19 protein-coding genes and 1 tRNA gene (1 of these 20 cut by a window edge) are annotated in these 19,945 nt (G+C 67.2%); 14 read left to right on the top strand and 6 right to left on the bottom strand.

The window, feature by feature from the left end:
• Positions 1-896, top strand: the 3' portion of a protein-coding gene (locus F1C10_RS02185; RefSeq protein ID WP_185208415.1) for a cytochrome P450. The gene continues 718 nt to the left of window position 1, outside the view; only the last 896 of its 1,614 coding nucleotides appear in the window; its start codon lies off the left edge, out of view; the stop codon is at positions 894-896.
• A gap of 31 nt (positions 897-927) precedes the next feature.
• On the opposite strand, the gene F1C10_RS02180 is transcribed toward F1C10_RS02185, so the two are convergent.
• A tRNA-Ser gene (locus F1C10_RS02180) sits at positions 928-1,017 on the bottom strand.
• Between the two features lie 123 nt (positions 1,018-1,140).
• On the opposite strand from F1C10_RS02180, the gene hspQ reads away from it, so the two are divergent.
• The 9 genes from hspQ (at position 1,141) to ychF (ending at position 6,762) form a co-directional block, all read left to right on the top strand.
• On the top strand, positions 1,141-1,518 hold the full coding sequence (gene hspQ, locus F1C10_RS02175; protein WP_185208413.1) for a heat shock protein HspQ: 378 nt from the start codon (positions 1,141-1,143) through the stop codon (positions 1,516-1,518).
• Positions 1,519-1,646: 128 nt separating this feature from the next.
• Complete coding sequence (gene rplU, locus F1C10_RS02170; RefSeq protein WP_185208411.1) at positions 1,647-1,952, top strand: 50S ribosomal protein L21; 306 nt, start codon at positions 1,647-1,649, stop codon at positions 1,950-1,952.
• Positions 1,953-1,978: 26 nt separating this feature from the next.
• Positions 1,979-2,248, top strand: a complete 270-nt coding sequence (gene rpmA, locus F1C10_RS02165) for a 50S ribosomal protein L27 (RefSeq protein WP_085809326.1) — start codon at positions 1,979-1,981, stop codon at positions 2,246-2,248.
• 173 nt (positions 2,249-2,421) lie between these two features.
• Entirely contained in the window at positions 2,422-2,964 is a 543-nt protein-coding gene (locus F1C10_RS02160) for a GNAT family N-acetyltransferase (RefSeq protein ID WP_185208409.1), read from the top strand.
• A 54-nt stretch (positions 2,965-3,018) separates the two neighbouring features.
• A complete protein-coding gene (locus tag F1C10_RS02155; protein WP_185208407.1) occupies positions 3,019-3,600 on the top strand; it encodes a TetR/AcrR family transcriptional regulator in 582 nt (193 codons plus the stop codon).
• 75 nt (positions 3,601-3,675) lie between these two features.
• Positions 3,676-4,725 (top strand): GTPase ObgE, encoded by a 1,050-nt coding sequence (gene obgE, locus F1C10_RS02150; RefSeq protein WP_185208405.1) that lies wholly within the window; start codon positions 3,676-3,678, stop codon positions 4,723-4,725.
• Positions 4,710-4,865, top strand: coding sequence for a hypothetical protein (locus F1C10_RS02145; RefSeq protein WP_185208403.1), 156 nt, complete (start codon positions 4,710-4,712; stop codon positions 4,863-4,865). The genes obgE and F1C10_RS02145 overlap by 16 nt, the downstream gene beginning before the upstream one ends.
• A 133-nt stretch (positions 4,866-4,998) precedes the next feature.
• A complete protein-coding gene (locus F1C10_RS02140; RefSeq protein ID WP_185208401.1) occupies positions 4,999-5,583 on the top strand; it encodes a TIGR02466 family protein in 585 nt (194 codons plus the stop codon).
• A gap of 78 nt (positions 5,584-5,661) precedes the next feature.
• A complete protein-coding gene (ychF, locus tag F1C10_RS02135; protein ID WP_185208399.1) occupies positions 5,662-6,762 on the top strand; it encodes a redox-regulated ATPase YchF in 1,101 nt (366 codons plus the stop codon).
• A gap of 11 nt (positions 6,763-6,773) precedes the next feature.
• Here the strand turns inward: ychF and F1C10_RS02130 are convergent, their stop codons facing one another.
• A complete protein-coding gene (locus tag F1C10_RS02130; RefSeq protein WP_185208397.1) occupies positions 6,774-7,670 on the bottom strand; it encodes a hypothetical protein in 897 nt (298 codons plus the stop codon).
• A 96-nt stretch (positions 7,671-7,766) separates the two neighbouring features.
• Here F1C10_RS02130 and F1C10_RS02125 point away from each other — a divergent pair, with 96 nt between their 5' ends.
• Positions 7,767-7,931: a hypothetical protein gene (locus F1C10_RS02125; RefSeq protein WP_185208396.1), complete on the top strand. Its 165-nt coding sequence runs from the start codon at positions 7,767-7,769 to the stop codon at positions 7,929-7,931.
• A 27-nt stretch (positions 7,932-7,958) separates the two neighbouring features.
• Here F1C10_RS02125 and F1C10_RS02120 read toward each other — a convergent pair whose 3' ends face one another.
• Positions 7,959-10,841, bottom strand: coding sequence for a glycosyltransferase (locus F1C10_RS02120; RefSeq protein WP_185208394.1), 2,883 nt, complete (start codon positions 10,839-10,841; stop codon positions 7,959-7,961).
• A gap of 234 nt (positions 10,842-11,075) precedes the next feature.
• Between F1C10_RS02120 and F1C10_RS02115 the strand changes: the two genes are divergently transcribed.
• Positions 11,076-14,570, top strand: coding sequence for a glycosyltransferase family 2 protein (locus tag F1C10_RS02115; protein ID WP_185208392.1), 3,495 nt, complete (start codon positions 11,076-11,078; stop codon positions 14,568-14,570).
• A 36-nt stretch (positions 14,571-14,606) separates the two neighbouring features.
• On the opposite strand, the gene dnaA is transcribed toward F1C10_RS02115, so the two are convergent.
• The 3 genes from dnaA to mutM form a co-directional block, all read right to left on the bottom strand.
• A complete protein-coding gene (gene dnaA / locus F1C10_RS02110) occupies positions 14,607-16,034 on the bottom strand; it encodes a chromosomal replication initiator protein DnaA (protein WP_185210017.1) in 1,428 nt (475 codons plus the stop codon).
• 412 nt (positions 16,035-16,446) lie between these two features.
• On the bottom strand, positions 16,447-16,710 hold the full coding sequence (gene rpsT, locus F1C10_RS02105) for a 30S ribosomal protein S20 (protein ID WP_185208390.1): 264 nt from the start codon (positions 16,708-16,710) through the stop codon (positions 16,447-16,449).
• Between the two features lie 93 nt (positions 16,711-16,803).
• Entirely contained in the window at positions 16,804-17,619 is an 816-nt protein-coding gene (mutM, locus tag F1C10_RS02100; protein WP_185208389.1) for a bifunctional DNA-formamidopyrimidine glycosylase/DNA-(apurinic or apyrimidinic site) lyase, read from the bottom strand.
• A gap of 46 nt (positions 17,620-17,665) precedes the next feature.
• Here mutM and F1C10_RS02095 point away from each other — a divergent pair, with 46 nt between their 5' ends.
• Together F1C10_RS02095 and ubiB are read left to right on the top strand one after the other, a co-directional pair.
• On the top strand, positions 17,666-18,397 hold the full coding sequence (locus F1C10_RS02095) for a class I SAM-dependent methyltransferase (RefSeq protein ID WP_185208387.1): 732 nt from the start codon (positions 17,666-17,668) through the stop codon (positions 18,395-18,397).
• Positions 18,394-19,944 (top strand): 2-polyprenylphenol 6-hydroxylase, encoded by a 1,551-nt coding sequence (gene ubiB, locus F1C10_RS02090; RefSeq protein ID WP_185208385.1) that lies wholly within the window; start codon positions 18,394-18,396, stop codon positions 19,942-19,944. The genes F1C10_RS02095 and ubiB overlap by 4 nt, the downstream gene beginning before the upstream one ends.
• Position 19,945 lies beyond the last annotated feature (1 nt).

Genomic DNA, 19,945 nt, shown 5'->3' with positions numbered 1-19,945 from the left:
TCTACGCGCGCGTGAAGACGTGCGGCCCGCGCGTAGAGCAGGTGATCGACGCGGCATTGGACGCGATCGATCCGTCGCAGCCCTTCGATCTGATGGCGACCTATTGCGTGCCCATCCCGGTCGATGCGATCGCGGCGATTCTCGGCGTTGACGGTGAGCGGCTGGACGATTTCCGCCGCTGGTCCGAGGGTGTGATCCTCGGCCTCAATCCGTTTCGCTCGGCCGAGCAGAGCGACGAGCTCGAACGCTGCCGCAACGCCCTCCACGCGTATTTTCACGAAGTCATCGCCGCCCGCCGCGCCGCGCCGCGCGACGATCTGATCAGCGACATGGTCACATTGCAGCGCGACGGCGCCGACATCACCGGGAACGAACTCGCTGTGAACCTGATCGCGCTGCTCGTCGGCGGCAACCTCACCACGACCGATTTGATCGGCAATGGCGCGCGGTTACTCATGCTCAACCCGGGTGAGCGCGACAAGCTTCTTGCCGCCCCCTCACTCGCGCCCGCGCTGGTCGAGGAGGTGCTACGCTTCGAAGGGCCGATCGACATGACGCAGCGGATCATGGCGAACGACGCGGAGGTCGGCGGCTGCCCGGTCGCGGCGCGCCAAGTCGTGACGACGGTGCTGCGCGCGGCCAACCGCGATCCGGCGGTCTACGACGAACCCGATCAGTTCGTCATCGACGCCAAGCGCCCGCCGCATCTCTCGTTCGGCGGCGGCAGCCACATCTGCATCGGCGCCCCGCTCGCCCGGCTCGAAGGGCAACTCGCGCTCCTCAAGCTGTTCCAACGCTTCCCCGCCCTGCGACTTGCCGAACCAGAGGCCGCCCCGAAATGGCGCACGCTGCCGTTCTTCCGCGGGTTGGAGGAACTGCACGTCAACGCGCAGTGAATGCCAGTGCTGTCACGGATATAGGGGCAGGTGGCGGAGAGGGTGGGATTCGAACCCACGGTGAGCGTAAACCCACAACGGTTTTCGAGACCGTCCCAATCGACCACTCTGGCACCTCTCCGCAGAGGCTCCGGGCGGCGGTGAAAGGCCGGACCGGGCGATCGAGGGCGCGCCTCTAACGTGGTTGTGGATGCTGCGCAAGCGGCAGCTTGTGCCGCGCGCAAGAGCGCCTAGATTGACCATCATGCCCGCTGCTACCAGCCCAATGACCGTCGACGATGCCCCCGTTGCGCCGCCGATCGCCCATGCCCGGTTCACCATCGGTGACGTGGTGCGTCACCGCATGCTCGATTTCCGCGGCGTGATCTTCGACGTCGATCCGGTGTTCGCCAATACCGACGAATGGTATCAGTCGATCCCCGAGGGAATCCGACCGCGCAAGGACCAGCCTTTCTATCACCTGCTCGCCGAGAACGCCGAATCGACCTATGTCGCCTACGTCAGCCAGCAGAACCTGGTGCACGATGAGAGCGACGAGCCGGTCGATCATCCCGCGATCGCCGGGCTGTTCACCGGGCTGGTAGACGGTCGCTACAATCTGCGCCGTGAACACCGCCACTGAGCCTAGCGTTTTTCGGCGACCCTATCCGCCGAAGCGTTGACAAGCGCAGCCCCCTCCCCTAGCTGCGCCGTTCCTCCTGGTCCGGCTGTCCGGTCCGGGCACAGACATTTGGGTAGAGTGACAGGGCCATGTTCGCAATCGTGCGCACAGGCGGCAAGCAGTATCGCGTTGCCGCCGGAGACAAGATCGTCGTCGAGAAGCTGGAGGGCGATGCCGGCGCATCGGTTACGCTGAGCGACATTCTGCTGGCGGGCGAGGGTTCGGACCTGAAGCCCACGGACGGTCTCACCGTCGCTGCCGAGATCGTCGCGCAGGCGAAGGGCGAGAAGGTCATCGTCTTCAAGAAGCGCCGCCGTCACAACTATCGCCGCCGCAACGGTCACCGTCAGAATCACACGATCCTGAAGATCGTGTCGATCGGCGCGTCGGCCTGATCCGCGAAGCGTAAGGAGCAAGCACAATGGCACATAAGAAAGCAGGCGGCTCGTCGCGCAACGGTCGTGATTCGGCCGGCCGTCGCCTTGGCGTGAAGAAGTTCGGCGGTCAGGAAGCGATCGCGGGCAACATTCTCGTGCGTCAGCGCGGCACCAAATTCTATCCGGGCCGCAATGTCGGCATCGGCAAGGACCATACCCTGTTTGCGCTCGTCGACGGCCGCGTGGTGTTCCACGACGGCAAGCTCGGCCGCAAATTCTGTTCGGTCGACATTATGGCCGAGGCGGCTGAATAACATCGGGTAACCAACCGGGTTGCCCACTGGGCGATCCGGTGCCTCCACATGGGAGGCCAGCCAACGACAAGGGAGCCGGGTCCGCCTAGGCTCCCTTTTTTCTTGCTCCCGCAACAGCGCGTCGCCGGACCGTCATCGACGGCCGCTACGGCGCGCCGGGAGGAGAAGCGACGATGTTCGCGCGGACGAAGAGACTGACGCTGCGGCCCGGCTGGCCCGAGGAAACCAACGCCATCATGGCGGCGATCGTGCGCGAGAGCGCCGCCACGCTGCAGGCGGGCCTACCCTGCCCCCATCTGTCCGAACGTGCCGCTGCCTTTCTGGCGGTGCCGCACGGCGCCACCGACGCGCGCTTCCTGATCCTGTCGCACGAGTGCGGCTATCCGAGGATAGTGGGCGGGATCGGCCTCATCGCGCACGCGCCCGATAAGGCCGAGCTCGCTTGCTGGCTGATGCCAGCCGCGCGGGGGCGCGGCATCGCGAGCGAGGCGGCGAACGCGGTGATCGACATGGCGCGCCACGCGCTGCCGCTGCGGCGGCTTGAGGCGAACCCGCACGCCGGCAACGTTGCAGCGCTGCGCCTGCTCGCCAAACTCGGCTTCCGGAACAAGGGCTGCAGCGCCGCGGTTCCGCATGGCGGCGGATCGGCCCGCGTAACGCTGGTGCTCGATTTTGAGGCGGACAGCGATCCGGTTCGAATGCCGATTGCGGCGTAGCGACGCCTTCGCGAAGGATTGCAAAACGTTGCCGGACCGACGACAGCCGGTGCGATGTCCGTGACGCCGCTACGCCGCCGCCTGAGCCCCGAAGAATCGCGTGCCGCCGCGCTCGAGGCGGCGCGCGAGCTGTTGATCGAGGTCGGACCGCAGGCGGTGACGCTCAAGGCGGTCGGCGCGCGGATCGGGCGGACGCACGCCAATCTTTTGCATCATTTCGGCTCGGCGGAGGAATTGCAGAAGGCGCTGATCGCGCATCTGGCCGGGCACATAGTGGGCACGATCAAGCAGGCAGTGATCCGCTCGCGCGAACGCGAGGATCCGGCCGAGGTCGTCGACCTCACCTTCGACGCGTTCGGCCGAAACGGCGCAGGCGCGCTCGCCAGCTGGATGATCCTCAGCGGCAACGAGAATGCGCTCGATCCGATCCTGACCGCGATCCACGACCTTGTCGACGAACTGGCGCAGGACCAGACGGCGACGGGGATGCCGATCCGCGAGGAAACGCTGCAACTCGTGCTAATGGCGCTCGGCGACGCGCTGCTCGGTGGGCCGATGGCGCGGACGCTCGGCCTGCCACGTGAGACCGCCCGGCTACTCGCGCGTCGCATGCTGCTCGCCGATCGCGGTAAGTAGCCGAGTTTCCATCGGGCCGCGTGCAGGCGGTCCTATCATTCGCCTTGCGCGCGCTTAGGCGCTAAGCGGCGAGCCATGCACTTTCTCGACCAAGCCAAGATCTTCGTCCGTTCGGGCGCCGGCGGCCCCGGTGCCGTCAGCTTCCGCCGCGAAAAGTTCATCGAATATGGCGGGCCGGACGGCGGCAACGGCGGCAAGGGCGGCGACATCATCTTCGAAGCCGTCGCCGGGCTCAACACGCTCATCGACTTCCGCTACACGCAGCATTTCCGCGCCGAGCGTGGCCATGGCGGATCGGGATCGAACCGCACCGGCGCGGGCGGCGACGATCTGGTGATCAAGGTGCCCGTCGGTACGCAGGTCCTCGCTGACGACGACGAGCGGACGCTGCTGCTCGATCTGACCGAGGTCGGCCAGCGCGAGCTTTTCCTGCGCGGCGGTGACGGCGGGCGTGGGAATGCCAGCTACAAGACGTCGACGAATCGCGCGCCGCGCCAGCACGGGACCGGCTGGCCCAACGAGGAAGCGTGGGTCTGGCTGCGGCTGAAGCTGCTTGCCGACGCCGGCCTCGTCGGCCTGCCGAACGCCGGCAAGTCGACCTTCATCAACGCGGTTACCAACGCGCAGGCGAAGGTCGGCGCCTATGCCTTCACCACCACGCGTCCGCAGCTCGGCGTCGTCCGCCACAAGGGCAACGAGTTCGTCGTTGCCGACATCCCGGGCCTGATCGAAGGCGCAGCTGACGGGGCGGGCATCGGCGACCGGTTCCTCGGCCATATCGAGCGCTGCCGTGTCCTGCTTCATCTCGTCGACGCGAACGATCCCGATGTCGCGGGGAGTTACCTCATCGTGCGCGACGAGCTCGCCGCATACGGCGGCGGACTCGAAGACAAGCCGGTCGTCGTCGCGCTCAACAAGATCGACACGCTCGACGACGAACTCGTCGCCGCGCTGTCGGCTGAACTCGAGGAAGCGAGCGGCGCCGCAGTGATCCCGGTATCGGGCGCGAGCGGCGTCGGCGTCGACTGGGTGCTCGATCGGCTGCTCGAGGCGATCGGCCCCGATCACGCGCAAGTCGCCGCTGACGACGAGGGCGCAGAGCCGGTGGAATGGTCGCCGGTCTGACCGGCACTGCGGTTGCGCGGGTCTCCGGCGCCGCAGCACTGGCGGCGCTCGCTGTCGTCGCCGCGCGTCTTGCGCTGGTGATCGCCGATCTGGCGTCGATCTACTGGGTCGGCCGGCGCGCCGATGGCGTTGGCACCTGAACGGTGCTGTACGTCGTGTTGCTACTGGTCCTGGGTGTCCTCACGCTCTTGATCGCCGGGCTGGCGTTGGTCCACCGGCTGGTCGGCGGTTGATCCGCTTGGCAAGCACGCGCGGTGCCCCTACCCCGCCGCGATGGCCGTTCGATCGCTCTTTCCAACGCAATTCTACGAGGACACGATCGCCGACATCGCGCTGGTCGAAGAACTCGAAGCGTCGGTTCGCGCGCTGGCGCAGGACGACACTGCAGGCAGACGCTGGTCGAAGGCGCACGGCTATCGCGGCTACACCTCCTACGCCTCGCTGAACGATCTGCCGCTGCGTGATCCCGCCTTCGCCGATCTCAAGCGCCATCTCGACCGCCACGTCGCGCGCTATGCCGAGGCGTGCGGCTTCGCGCTTGGCGGCCGCAAGCTGAAGCTCGACAGCCTGTGGGTGAACCTGCTCAAACCCGGCGGCGCGCATTCGGGGCATATCCATCCACACAGCGTGGTATCGGGCACGATGTACGTCGCGGTGCCGCCGGGGTCGGGCGCGCTGCGGCTGGAGGATCCCCGGCTCGGGCTGATGATGGCCGCGCCGCCGCGCGAGGGCAGCTTTTTTCACGCCGAGCCGGCTGCCGGCACGATCTTCTTGTGGGAAAGCTGGCTGCGGCACGAGGTGATGCCCAACACCGCCAAGGCAGACCGGATCAGCGTCAGCTTCAACTATCGTTGGTGATCGCGCGCGGCACAAAGGGTGGCGCCCCCCGCGCCCGCGCATTAAGGCCGCCGCCACATCTAGTTTCAAGGATCGATCATGGGTTTCCGCTGCGGCATCGTGGGCCTGCCGAACGTCGGCAAGTCCACCCTCTTCAACGCGCTGACCGAGACGGCGGCGGCGCAGGCGGCGAACTATCCGTTCTGCACGATCGAGCCGAACGTCGGCAACGTCGGCGTGCCCGATCCACGGCTTCAGAAGCTCGCCGAGATCGCCAAGTCGGCCAAGATCATCGAGACGCAGCTGGCGTTCGTCGACATCGCGGGGCTCGTCCGCGGCGCATCGAAGGGTGAAGGGCTCGGCAACCAATTCCTCGGTAACATCCGGGAGGTGGACGCGATCGTCCACGTGCTGCGTTGCTTCGAGAACGGCGACGTCACCCACGTTGAGGGCAAGGTCGATCCGATCGCCGACGCCGAGACGGTGGAAACGGAGCTGATGCTCTCCGACCTTGAGAGCCTCGAGAAGCGCGTGCCCAACCTCATCAAGAAGGGCCAGCAGGGCGACAAGGAAGCCAAGATCGGCGCCAGCGTGCTCGGCCAGGCGCTCGAGCTGCTGCGCGAGGGCAAGCCTGCGCGTCTGACGGTGCCCAAGGATGCCGAGGAAGCGCGCGTCTTCGCGCAGGCGCAGCTCATCACCGCCAAGCCGGTGCTCTACGTGTGCAACGTCGATGAGGGCGATGCGGCGAACGGCAACGCGCTGTCGGCGCGCGTGCACGAGAAGGCGAAGGCGGAGGGCGCCGAGGCGGTGGTCGTCTCAGCCGCGATCGAGGCCGAGATCGCGACCATGCCGCCGGAGGACCGCGGCGAATTCCTTGCCGAGCTAGGGCTGGAGGAGACCGGCCTCGCCCGCGTGATTCGCGCCGGCTACAAGCTGCTCGATCTCCTCACCTTCTTCACCGTCGGACCGAAGGAGGCGCGCGCGTGGACCGTCGCCGCGGGATCGAAGGCACCGCAGGCGGCGGGCGAGATCCACACCGATTTCGAACGCGGCTTCATCCGCGCAGAAACGATCGCCTACGACGACTACGTCGCGTGCGGCGGAGAGACGGGTGCGCGCGAGACGGGTAAGCTTCGCCAGGAGGGCAAAGAATATGTCGTCCACGACGGCGACGTGATGCTGTTCCGCTTCAACGTCTGAGCCAGGTCGGATCAGTCCCGCCTACGCTGCGCATTTGCCCGTGCAACGCGCCGGTTATGGGGGAAGCGGACAATAGCCTGCTGAAGCAGCGCGTCCCCCCGCGCGGTTTCGCCACGCGCATGCCAGTGGATGGAATCGAGCAGTAGCCGGCCCGCCGCCGCCTCGGCGTCGGTCGTATAGAGCCGGTCGGCAAGCGCGTCGAGAAAGCCTATCGACACGTCTTCGGTGTAGCCGCTTGGTGCCAATTGCTCGGGGGAATAGGTGTAGCGGGCTATACCATATTGCCGGTCGACGAACGCGACATCGTCGCGGCTCTGCGCATAGGCGAGCCTTCGCGCTGTGTCGGGCAAATCGAAACGTCCCCCGGGCAGACCGGCGAAGATTTGCGGCTCGAAACCGCTGCGGGCGGGATTGCGGGCGCCATCGATCGCCTCGGGCACGCGGACGTTAAACCGGCCGAGCATCAGTGCGGCTTCCATCGAAAGTGATTCGTTGACTGACTGACGATCGCCCTGAAGGAGCGGCGCAATCGTGCGCGGCAGCCCGGCCGCCGCCACGAACCGCGCGGCAAAGGCGTCGCGCTCTATCGACAGGTCTTCATAGGCATATACCTCGACAGCGGCGGCGCCGAACACGTGCCGCATGCGCCCGACGATCGCACGCCATTGCACCGGCTCGGGCTGCGACAGAACGACCTCGATATTGCTGCGCGACCGCAGATACTGCTGTGCGACACTCACCGCCCAATCGACTGGGTCGCGGATGACGAAGACGATGCGGATCCGTTCGACGTACCGGTCCAGAACACTGCGCATTTGACGCAGCTCCACGAGCGAGAAACCCGCCAGCGCCTCGGCTGACAGCAGCAGGGTTTGCCAGTCATCCCCGCTGAATTCGCGTGCGAGCACCGGCAGCCGACGATCGCGCGCTGCGACATATCCATCGAGCGGTGACGGTGCACGCGTCGCATGGTGGCGCCGGAAAAGCCCGGACAAGGCGAAGGAATGGTTCGCCTCGCGAAAGGGATAGAGCACGCCGTGCGTACGCAGCGCGGCAGCCGCCCGGTGAAAGTGGTACTGAAGGAAGCTCGTGCCGGTCTTCTTGTGACCGATGTGGATGATCGCTTCGCGTCCGCTCGTCATGCAGCACTATCTGCTTGCGCGCAGTGATGCGCGGCGATCGCGCGATCGTAGAGATCACGGTACGTTGCGGCGCATTTTCCCATGCTGAAGCGTCCGGCGACGACGCGGGTCAGCGCGGCGGCACGATCGCGAAATACGGAATCGAGAAACAGCGCCATCGTATCGGCGACATGCACGGCGAAGGCGCGCGTATCGCGTATGGATTTGGTCACCGCGCCGGCAACGCCATCCGGCGAGGTGAGCATATCGCGTATCTCGCCGACGTCGTTGCCCAACACCGGGCAGCCCTCCTGCAACGCCTGGATCACGCACAGCGGAAACGATTCGCCCTCGAACCGCGTCGGCACCAGCGCACAGTCGGAAAAAACGGTAAATCGCGTTGATGCACGACTGATACCCGAGGAAATGGATCGCCGCGTCGGTATCGGTAAGGCGCCGTGCGGTGTCCGCCGAGCGGCCCTCACCGATCATCAACAGATGCATCTCGCGCTCGGGATGCCGATCGCGCAGCATCTTGAACGCGTCGACCGCGACGCGCCATCCCTTCCGCTGGATACCGCGCGCGACGAAGGTGAAGACGATCGCGTCCGCCGCGATTCCCAGGCTCTCGCGCGATACGTCGCCGACCCGCGTATCCTGCGGCATGCCGTTCGGCAGCTTGAGAAATCGATCGCGGTCCAGCGGAATGCCGGCAAAGACATCGAGATTGCGCTCGGCCGTATACACCCAATAATCGACGTTGCGCAGCGCGCGGAACAGCAACGTGTCGAGCACCCCGCCGGGCAGGTTGTGCGATCCGTGCATCGAGACGACATACGGCTGATCGAGCATGGCACCGCGCTCGAAGAACATGTTCTCGATTAGCACGCTGTGCGAGTGCACAACGGCCGCGCCGACGCGGCGCAGGAAGGCCGCAGGGCCGTCGGCGATGACGTCGTCCCGCGCGTAGACCGCGACGCGCGGATCGAGCCGCGCGACCATGTCGCGGTTTCGCTCGGTCAGGTTCACGGCAAGCAGCGAAACCGGCACGCCATCCTGCGCCAGCTGATTTGCCAGCAGCAGCGGAAAGAGCTCGCCCCCACCGGTTTCGAAGCCTAGAAAGCCGATGACGATGTGACGTGCGCGGGCCCCCGGTGCGACGGGCAGCGTCCGCGGGTCGTAACGCGCGTCGAACGGCCCGTGCTGCCCCGCAACCTCGAAATGCGCATATTGATGTGCAAGGTCGGCAACGAAACTTTCGGTCGCGGTCGCGCCGACGGCCCAGTGGCGGCGGATCTCGTGCTGCACGCGCCAGCATTCGTCGTAGTAATGCAGCTTGTCGAAATTGCGTGCCGACGTGTTCGCTTCATGCTGACGAAAATAGCTGACGGCGTCCGGCGAATACGCAAGCTTCCCGCCGCCCAGTAGGTGGATGTAAAGATACCAGTCGCCCGCGATGCGAAACCGGCTCGCCTCGTCCCAAATTTCAGGCAGCACGGTCTGCCGCCGGAAAACGCATCCGCCCACATTGGCGACGATGTTGCGTTTGGCGAAGGCGGCGTGAAACCAGTGCGCCGCCGGGCGGGCGATGGGTGCGTTCCAGATGCCGGGCTCGGCCGCCTCGCGAAAGCCGGCCATGCCAGCCATCGGGGTGCCGTCGCTGCGGCAGAATTCGATCCGTCCCAGCGCCATCTTGACCGATAATTCGGCGAAACTGGGTACGAGCCGCTCGAGGAAATCGGGCTCGGCGAAATCGTCGCTTTCACAGATCCAGATGAGTTCGCCCGTCGCCATCTCCATCCCGCGCTGCCACTGGCGAAACGGGTTGCCGGTGCCGACGTCGTTGAACGCCGTGCGATGCGGGAACGGGCAGTCCGCCAGCAAACGATCGATCACCGCCAAGCTGTCGTCGGTCGACGCATCGTCGAGCACGATCAGCTCGATATTGCGGTAGGTTTGGGCGAAGATCGATTCCAGTCGTTGCGTCAGAAATCGGGCATGGTTGTAGTTCGGTACGATCACCGACACGAGCGGCGCAAACATCGTCGCGCGGAAATATGCGACGGCGGGTCGCTTCTCGTGCCGGCCGTAATTCACCCAATGTTGAAACGGATTGATCCCGGCGGCGGCGACTTCGGGATTGGTATCGAGATAATAGCGCGTGCTGAATGCCGCCGAGGGATCGAGCCGGCGCCGCCAGCCGATTTCATTGAAATGGCGGTAGAGCGACATGCCAACGGGCGCCGCATCTAGCTGCGCGGCATAGTAAAGCGGATCGAAGAATTCGGCGGCCGGATCGCCAGCCGGCATGCCCGGATCGTCGGGCACGTGATCGGCTGGCGACGAGGGGCCCGTCGACGGTGCCACGGCTACCTCGACGACCATCGTCGGGCGGCGTTCGGCACGGCCATGGCGAACGAAATGAAGGAACGGGTTGAGGCCCGATCCGGCCACATCGCCGTTGTGCTTCAGATAGTAAGCGGTGTCGAACGATGGGGAGGGATTGAGCCCCTGTCGCCAGCCATGCTGCAGGTAATGGTCAAGCGCGTCGCCCTCGATCGTGTTGATCAGTTGCGCGCGGTAGAACGCCTCGTCGAACAGAGCGCGCATTTCGGTCATGAGCGGCTCGGCCTGATCCGGCTCATCGCCATCACCATCACGCCGCGACGGCGAAATCGCCAGATCCTCGAACCGTCCCGTCGTCGCGTGAAATTCCAGCGGCGAACATCCCGCCTCGCGCGCTGCGGCGTGCCGTTCGAGATAGGCGTTGGTCGAGAAGTCGGGCGCTGGATCGAAACCCTTCGTCCACCCTTCCTCAAGATAGTGTTTGAGTGCCCGCGCGGGCGCCGCGATACCGGCGAGCCGGAGCTGGCGGCGGTAGAAGGCGGCGTCGAACCGATCCACCATCCACTGGCGAACCTCGCTCCTGTCCCGCTGCACCGGCGCCTGATCGTCCACCCACCATCCCTCTCATCGGCGGATCGGTCCGCCCGCGCCGCGTCCAACGGCGCGCCCGCCGCGCTCTACCCCGGCGGGGGGCGGCGAAGTCAAGCCGCCAGCGGTGATCGCAGCCGTACGCAACACGACGTCCCACCACGCATCGCCAGCGGCGCCGCTCGGCGGGCGCCGCGATGTGGACCTCCCCGGCGTAAACGCTTAGCACGCTGGTAGGCAGCCGGACGTAGGGGATCGATGAACGCCACGATTGTCGTGCCGAGCGGCCACGAGCGCGTTCTCGACCTGGACCTGCCGGACGCGTTGCTTGCCACCATCTCGCGCGCTGCAGGCGTGGGCCGCCTTACCGTTGCCTATGTCGCGGGTTCGATGGCCGAAATAGTCGCGACGCAGGATCTGGCAGGCAAGGTGCCGACCCGGTTGCGTAAACGTCTGCCCGCGCCGCCGGATGCGCTTCAGGCGGTGCGCATCGCGTTCGACCCGTCGTCCGGCGGCGGTATGGCGATCGATCTTCCGGCGATCGCGCCCGACCTGGCCGAATACGCGATCGGCTCGATCAGCTTCGACGATCCCCCGGACGATCTTGTCGCGGGCAGCCGAACACCCTTGAAGATCACGGTTCACAACCGATCGCGCTTTCAATGGTGGGATGGCTCGACCGGAGTTGCGCTCCGCCTGGACCTGGGCGGCGCGATCCAGAACCTTCCGCTTCCTGAGTCGATCGGGCCGGGAGCAAGCCTGTCGATCATCGTGCCGTTGCTTGTTCCCGATACGCCGGGGCCCTTCTCCGTCGCTTGTGTCCCGACGCTCGGTTCTGGCCTCGCGTTCGCGCGCGGGCGTGCCTTTCCGATCGCGCGGCGAACCTTCACGATCGTCGCCCGGCGCCGTCGGATCCTCGACCCCGTTCCGTGCAGCATCGACTTGGCCGTACCCGGCACGCACCTAATCGCCGGCCTGGCCTCCATCTGTTCGGTGACCGTGCGCAACGAGGGGGCTGCCCGGATCGAGGCAAGTGGCCCTGGCGGAATGCGGCTGCGCGCGCGATGGCGACGCGAACCACGTGAAGGCACCGTCGTCCGCGATACCGTTATCGCCCCCCTACCCTATCCGCTCGATCCCGGCGATCATTGCCAGGTCGCGCTCGACATCGGTCCGCCCACCGCCGCCGGACGCTACACGCTCGACATCATTGCCGACCTTACCGGTGACGGCCGCCACGCGCGCGGCATAGTCAGCGACAGCGCGCCGGTGACCGTCGAGCTACTCGATGCCGTTACACTCGAAAAGGACGCGGAACGTGCGCTGCGATCGGACCTCGCGCGGCAGGAGCGGCGCATCGAGCGCGCGGCCTATGCAGCCTGGGCGCATGCGCGAGATAGATTTGCCAGCCCGGCGGCGGCGGCTGCCGCCGTCGACCTCGACCATTGGCCGCGCCATCCGCGTGTGGCGGTCGTCCTAACCGGCGGCAATGCGACGACGGCACGGGAATGGCTGAACCGCCAGCCATATCCGGCGTGGACGATGGTCGAGCATCGTCGCGGGGAGCCGGCGTCCATCCCGCCCGATTGCGAGATCGTTCTGCCCTGGGATCAGCGGATAGGCCACCTCGCCGATCACGCCCTTCTATTTCTGGCCGGCGAATTCTTGCGCAATCCCGCGATCGGCTGGGTCTATGCCGATTTCGATCATTGCGACGCTTCTGGTGATCGCCACAGCCGCGTGTTTCTGCCCGCACCCGACCCTTTCTTCGCGCGGGCGCAGCCGGCGGTGGCGACGGTGCACGCATTACGATCCGCGCTGCTCGATGACATGGGCTGGACGGTCGATGATTTGATCGACGGCAACGTCGCGGCGCGCCTGATCGATCAGCTTCCCTACCCCGCGGTCGCTCATCTGCCGCACGTGCTGTGGCACCGGCACGACACGCACGAAGTGCCGGAGGCGGCTGCCGCCACCGCCCCAACTGCCGCCGATGGCTGGCGGATGACCAAGATGCACGATGCACCGGGTTACGCAATCCGCGCCATACCGCCGCGCGACATGCCGCGGGTCGCGCTGATCATTCCCACACGCGACCGCTACGATCTACTCGCCAGCTGTATCGGATCGATCGTCGAGCGCACCGATTATCCATCGTACGAACTGATCGTGGTCGACAACGGTTCGCAGGAACCCGAGACGCTTGCCTATCTTGACTGGCTTGCGGCGACTGGCACCGCGCGCGTGCTGCGCGACGATGGTCCGTTCAACTGGTCGCGGCTCAACAATCGCGCCGCCGCGGTCACGGACGCCGATCTCCTCTGCTTCCTCAACAACGACATGGAGATCGTCTCCGAGCACTGGCTCGCCGAGCTCGCCGCGCTGGCGTCGCGTGCCGATGTCGGCGTTGCAGGCGCGACGCTGTGGTTCCCCGACGGCACGATCCAGCACGGCGGCGTCGCCTTCTCCGCGCGCGGCAGCCCGCTGCACCCGTTCCGCGGCACGCCGCGGGGCGAGGCGTCGTTCTACCTGCGCTCGCTGCGCACCCAGCCGGCGGTGACCGGCGCCTGTCTGATGGTGCGCCGCCAGGTCTTCGACGCGGTCGGCGGCTTCGACGAACTCTTCCCGCTCGGGTTCAATGACATCGACTTCTGCATGCGGGTCGCCAAGCGGCTCGCGCTGCCATCGGTCTGCGCGCCGCACGTCGAACTGATCCACAAGGAGAGCGCGACACGCGGCCGGCTGCGCGGCGAGGCGGACGGCGCGCGGTTCCTCCAGCATCTCGGCTGGTTCGAGGGTCGGTATCTGGAAACCGCGATCGACGATCGCTGGGGTGGCGTCGTCGCCGAAGCGTCGCGGCGCCGCGCGCCGGCGACCCTACTCGCGCGCAAGCCGCAGGGCGCGCGCGGCGGCGCGCGGCGCTACGCCCGACCCGGCCAGCGCCCGATCGCGTTCGTCCATATCCCCAAAACCGCGGGGACGAGCGTGCGCGAAGCCTTCGCACGCGTCCTGCCCGACCGCGCGGTCCTGACGCTCGGCGCGCGCGCCCTCGTCGAGGGGCAGGCGGGCGATCAGGTAACGGCGGCCCGGCTTTACCCTCTTCTGGCCAACGCCGAACTGCTGGTGGCGCACGTCAGCCATGGCTTCGGCGCGGCGGTCGGCTGGCCATGCGACTATGCGACGGTGCTGCGCGATCCGATCGATCGCGTGCGCTCGCACCACGGCTTCCTCGTCGAGCCGCCCAACGCGCCGCTCAGGGACACGCCGCTCGCCGACCTGCCGCTCGCCGCACTCGTACGCCGCGGCGTCATCCCCGCCAATCTGATGCTGTCGAAGATCCTCGGCGAGCCACCGGAGACGGTAGGCTGGCCGGCGATCGACGGCCGCTTCCCGCGCTACGCCGGTTTCGGCCTGCCGCCGGCGCTGTGGCACGGCGACATGGCCGCGCTAGCCGCCTTGCCCGAGCGCGAGCCTGACCGCGACGTGGCCAAGGTCGAGCGGGCGCTCGCGATTATCGAACGCGACTTCATCTTCGTCGGGTTGCAGGATCAGCTTGCGGCGCATCTCGCCGCCTTCGCCACCGCAATCGGCCTCGACACCATCGGCACCGTGCCGCACTTCAACGTGTCACGTCGCGATACGCCGCTGTCGGACGAGGATCGCGACACGGTCGCCGCCTATAACGCACTCGATCGGATGCTCTACGATGCGATCGCGGCGCGGCCGGCGGGCATGGTCCTCAAGCCGCGCTGAGCGGTACCCCACGCACGTTGCGCGCGCCCGCGCGCGTCAGCCCTCGAGCTCACGCATCAGCGTCCGCACCGCGCCGTCGACGTCGCGGTCGCTGTCACGCAGCTCCTCGATCCGCCGCACCGCGTGGATCACCGTCGAATGATCGCGTCCACCGAACTTGCGCCCGATCTCGGGCAGCGAGCGCGTCGTCAGCCGCTTGGCGAGATACATCGCGATCTGCCGCGGCCGGGCCACCGCCCGCGCGCGCCGCGCGGAAATGAGGTCCATCGGCTTCAGGTCGAAATGCGTCGAGACGAGCTTCTGGATCTCGTCGATCGTCACGCGGCGCTGGCTGCCGCGCAGCACGTCGCCCAGCGTCGCGATGGCGAAATCGAGATCGAGCGTCTCGCCGGTCAGCTGCGCGTAGGCGACGATGCGGTTGAGCGCACCCTCGAGTTCGCGGATGTTGCCCGTGATCCGCCCCGCGAGCAGGTCGATCACCTCCTCGGGCACGCGCGCGTCGGGCAGATCGGCGATCTTGCGCTGCAGCACCGCGCGGCGCAGATCGATCGACGGCGCCTTGATGTCGGCGACCAGCCCAATCGCCATGCGGCCGACGATGCGCTGCTCGATCCCCTCCAGCGCCTGCGGGCAGCGGTCCGCCGAGATCACCAGCCGCTTGCCCGCGGACATGATCTCGTTGACGGTGTGGAAGAATTCCTCCTGCGTCGCATCCTTGCCCGCGATGAACTGAAGATCGTCGATCAGCAGCAGGTCAGCCGAGCGCAGTCGCGCCTTGAATGCGAAGGTATCGCGTGCGCGCAGCGCGGCGACGAAATCGAACATGAAGCGCTCGGCAGACATTGCAATCACCCGCGCGCCCGGCTCGGCGGCGAGGAACGCGTGGCCGATCGCATGCATCAGGTGTGTCTTACCCTGGCCGGTGCTCGAGTGGAGAAACAGCGGGCTGAAGCGCACCGGTCCCGGCTCGGCGAGCAACCGCGCGGCATTGAACGCGACCTTGTTCGACGTATCGACGACGAAGCGATCGAACGTCAGCCGCGGATCGAGCACGGGCTGCTCCGCATCCGGCGTCGCCGCCGTCGGCGCTGCCACAGGCACCGCGATTGCCGGCGTCGCAACCGCCGCCGCGACCGGCTCGGCCTGTGCCGCCGGCACCGCGGAAAGCGTCACCACCGCAGGCGCTTCCGTCGCTGTCTCGATCACGACGCTGCGCACCGCCGGCACGATGGCGCGAAACTCGTGCACCAGCCGCTCGGCATAGTGGTTGCGCACCCAGTTGGTCATGAACGCCGACGGGAGGGTCAGCCGAACGCGATCGCTCTCCCCCGTCTCGGCCAGCGCGATCGGCTTCAGCCACTGATCGAACAGCCGCGCGCCGGCGGACTCGCGCAGGTTGGTGCGAACCCGCGCCCAAGCCCGTGCGATGTCGCTTTCCGCGTGCGGTACTCGATACTGGCTCAACGGCACGCGCGGCTCTCCTCAGGCCGCGACGCGTGTCGCAGCCCTGTTTGCATTCGGCAAAAACAGTCCCCCGATGTGGCCCCCGCCACGGTCGGCTACGACGATGGTTCATTTGGGCGCGTCAGGCAGGAAGCCGTCGCGACACGTCAAGGTTTAGGAACAGGCCGATGAGTCGATCAAGGCCGGGGCGTGCCACAAATCGGAAATATATCGCCTTGACTCGATTCCAGCCGCGCAAATCCGTCGAAAATCTAACAACCCGCTGTGAATGCTATAGAATTTCGGAACGCGGCAGAATTGGCAACGCGCGAATCGCGGGAAATCCTCGGGTTCCCCGATTGGCTGCCACGGACAACAAAAAACCCGCCGGAATGAACCGGCGGGCCTTTCGATCCGGCGCTGATCGCGCGGCTCAAGCGAGCGCGGACAGCCGCTTGGTCAGGCGCGAGAACTTGCGGCTCGCAGTGTTGCGGTGGAGCACGCCGCGCGCGACGCCGCGCGCCAGTTCCGGCTGGACCGCGGCGAGCGCTGCCGTCGCTGCCGTCTTGTCACCCACCGCGAGCGCTGCCTCCACCTTCTTCACGAAGGTGCGGATGCGGCCGACGCGCGCACCATTGATTTCGGCCCGGCGCTGGTTGCGGCGGATGCGCTTCTTCGCTTGCGGCGTGTTCGCCATTTACAGTCCTCGAATCTCGGTCGATGAAAAAAGGGCGGCGGGAACACCCATCGCCCTGGAAGCCGCGCCCCATAAAGCGCTTCGACCAAAGCGTCAACTGCGCTGGCAGGTTGGGCACCAGAAGGTCGAGCGTCCGCCCTCGGCATAACGTGCGACCGTGCCGCCGCAACCGCACGGCTCGCCCTCGCGGCCATAGACCGCGAACTGCTTCGAGAAATAGCCGAGCTCGCCATCGGGCCGCGCATAGTCGCGCAGGCTCGATCCGCCCGCCTCGATCGCCGACAGCAGCACCGCGCGGATCGCCTCGACCAACCGGTCGAGCCGCGCGCGGCTGATTCGGCCCGCCGCACGCCGCGGCGAGATCCGCGCGAGGTAGAGCGCCTCGCAGACGTAGATATTACCCAGTCCGGCGACGATCCGCTGGTCGAGCAGCATCAGCTTGATCGAGGCGCGCCGCCCGGCGAGCGCGGCGTGGAGGTAGGCGCCAGTCAGCTCCGGCCCGAGCGGTTCGGGGCCGAGCGCGGCGAAGGCGGGGAAGCTGGTAATTGTATCGGTCGGCCACAAGTCGACCGAGCCGAAGCGCCGCGGATCGTTTAGCGCGACGCGTCGTCCCGCGGCGGTGTTGATCACCAGATGGTCGTGCGGCAGCAGCTCTCCCGGGTCGAGCCGCCAACGCCCCGACATGCCGAGGTGGAAGATCATCGTCTGCCCGCGATCGGTATCGATCAGCCCGTATTTCGCGCGCCGCCCGAGCGCGATGATCCGCGCGCCCGTCATCACCTGCCGCAACTCGGGCGGAAACGGGCGCCTGAGGTCGCCACGCCGCGTCTCGATCGCGGCGACGACCGCGCCGTCCAGCACGGGGCGCAGCCCGCGCACGGTGGTCTCGACTTCGGGGAGCTCGGGCACCGACACCCCCTAGCCCCCCGCCCGGCGCACCGCTAGAGCCCGGCGCATGAGCGACATCGTCTCCTTCGGCTACGAAGACATTCCCGCCTCCGAAAAGACCGCGCGCGTCGGCGGTGTCTTTCGCAACGTCGCCAGCCGCTACGATCTGATGAACGATGCGATGTCGGGCGGCATGCATCGGCTGTGGAAGGATCGCTTCGTGCGCCGCGTGAACCCGCGGTCGGGCGAGCAGATCCTCGACATGGCGGGCGGCACGGGCGACATCGCCTTCCGGCTGCAACCGTCGGGCGCGTCGGTCACCGTGGCGGACATCAATCCCGCGATGCTCGATGTCGGCATGAAGCGCGCGGCGGAGCGCGGCATCGACGGGCTGGTGTGGACCGAGGCGAATGCCGAGACGCTGACCTTCCCCGATCGCTTCTTCGATGCCTACACGATCGCGTTCGGCATCCGGAACGTCACCGACATTCCGGCCGCACTGCGCGAGGCGCACCGCGTGCTCAGGCGCGGCGGCCGCTTCTTCTGCCTCGAATTCTCGACCACGACCTGGCCCGGCTTCAGGGAGGCGTACGACGCCTATTCACACCACATGGTACCACGGCTCGGCCAGCTGCTCGCGCGCGACGCGGACAGTTACCGGTATCTGATCGAATCGATCCGCCGCTTCCCCGACATGCCGCGCTTCGAGGGCATGATCCGCGACGCCGGCTTCACGCAGACGCGGGTCGAGCCGCTGCTCGGCGGGCTGGTCGCGATCCACAGCGGCTGGAAGATTTGACGCACGCGATCGTCCACACCTGGCGGCTCCTGAAATGGGCCCGCACGCTGGCACGGCACGGCGCGCTGCAGGGCCTGGAGCGCGATCCCAATGCGCCTGCGCGGCTGCGGCGGCTGGTGCGGCTGGCGCGTGTCGGCGCGCGCGTTCCCGCTAGCCCCCGCTACGCCGATGCGTTCGAGGCGATCGGCCCGGCGGCGGTGAAGTTCGGCCAGACGCTGGCGACCCGCCCCGACATCGTCGGCGAGGAGGCGGCGCTCGATCTCTATCGCCTGCAGGATGCGCTGCCCCCGCTGCCGTTCGAGACGATCCGCCCGCAGATCGAGACGAGCCTCGGGCGCCCGATCGAGAGCCTGTTCGCGCATTTCGAGGTCGAGCCCGTCGGCGCGGCGTCGATCGCGCAGGTCCATCGCGCGGTGACGACCGACGGGCGCACCGTGGCGGTCAAGGTGCTGCGCCCCGGCGTCGAGGAGGAGTTCGCGCGCGCGATCGACACCTACGAATGGGCCGCCGCGCAGATCGAGGCGCAGGATCGTGCGGCGGGCGGCGGCGAGATCGGCCGCCTGCAACCGCGGCTCGTCATCGCGACGTTCAAGCGCTGGACCGCGCGCGAGCTCGACCTGAGGCGCGAGGCGGCGTCGGCGAGCGAGCTGGCCGAGACGATGGCCGCCGAGCCGGCGTTCCACGTTCCCGCGATCGACTGGCCGCGCACCTCGGGCAAGGTGCTGACGCTCGAGTGGATCGACGGGATCAAGCTTTCGAATCGCGCCGCGCTCGTCGCTGCTGGCTATGATCTGCCACTGCTTGCCAAGACGCTGGTGCACGCTTTCCTGCGCCAGGCGATCGCCGAAGGGTTCTTCCACGCCGATCTGCATCAGGGGAACCTGTTTGCGCTGCCCGTCAATCGCATCGCCGCGATCGATTTCGGCATCATGGGGCGGATCGATCGCCGCGCGCGCGTCTGGCTCGCCGAGATCCTCTACGGCCTGATCACCGGCAATTACCGCCGCGTCGCCGAAATCCATTTCGAAGCAGGCTACGTCCCCGCGCACCACGACGTCGCCGAGTTCGCGACTGCGCTGCGCGCAGTTGGCGAGCCGATGCGCGGGCTGCCGGTGAAGGAGATGTCGATCGGGATGATGCTCGACAGCCTCTTCTCGATCACGCGCGATTTCGACATGGTGACGCAGCCGCACCTCCTGCTGCTGCAGAAGACGATGGTGATGGTCGAAGGCGTCGCCACCGCGCTCGACCCGGACATCAACCTGTGGGATACCGCGCAACCGTTCGTCGAGGACTGGATCCGCACCGAGCTCGGGCCCGAAGCCGCGGTGGCCGACCGCATCGTCGCCGACGTCAAGACGCTGTACCGTCTGCCCGATCTGGTGCGCCGCATCGAAGCGCGCTTTCCGGCGCCGGGCGGCGCGCCGCCCGCCCCGCCGCTGCGCGAGATCGAGATCGTGCGCATCGGCGGCGGCTGGCGCTATGCCGCCGTCGCGCTCGCCACCGCGGTCGCCAGCGTCGCCGCAACGTGGCTCGTGATCGGCTGAC

The organism is Sphingomonas sp. NBWT7, from assembly GCF_014217605.1.
GTDB lineage: Bacteria > Pseudomonadota > Alphaproteobacteria > Sphingomonadales > Sphingomonadaceae > Sphingomonas.
This window is presented reverse-complemented; position numbering and strand designations above follow the sequence as displayed.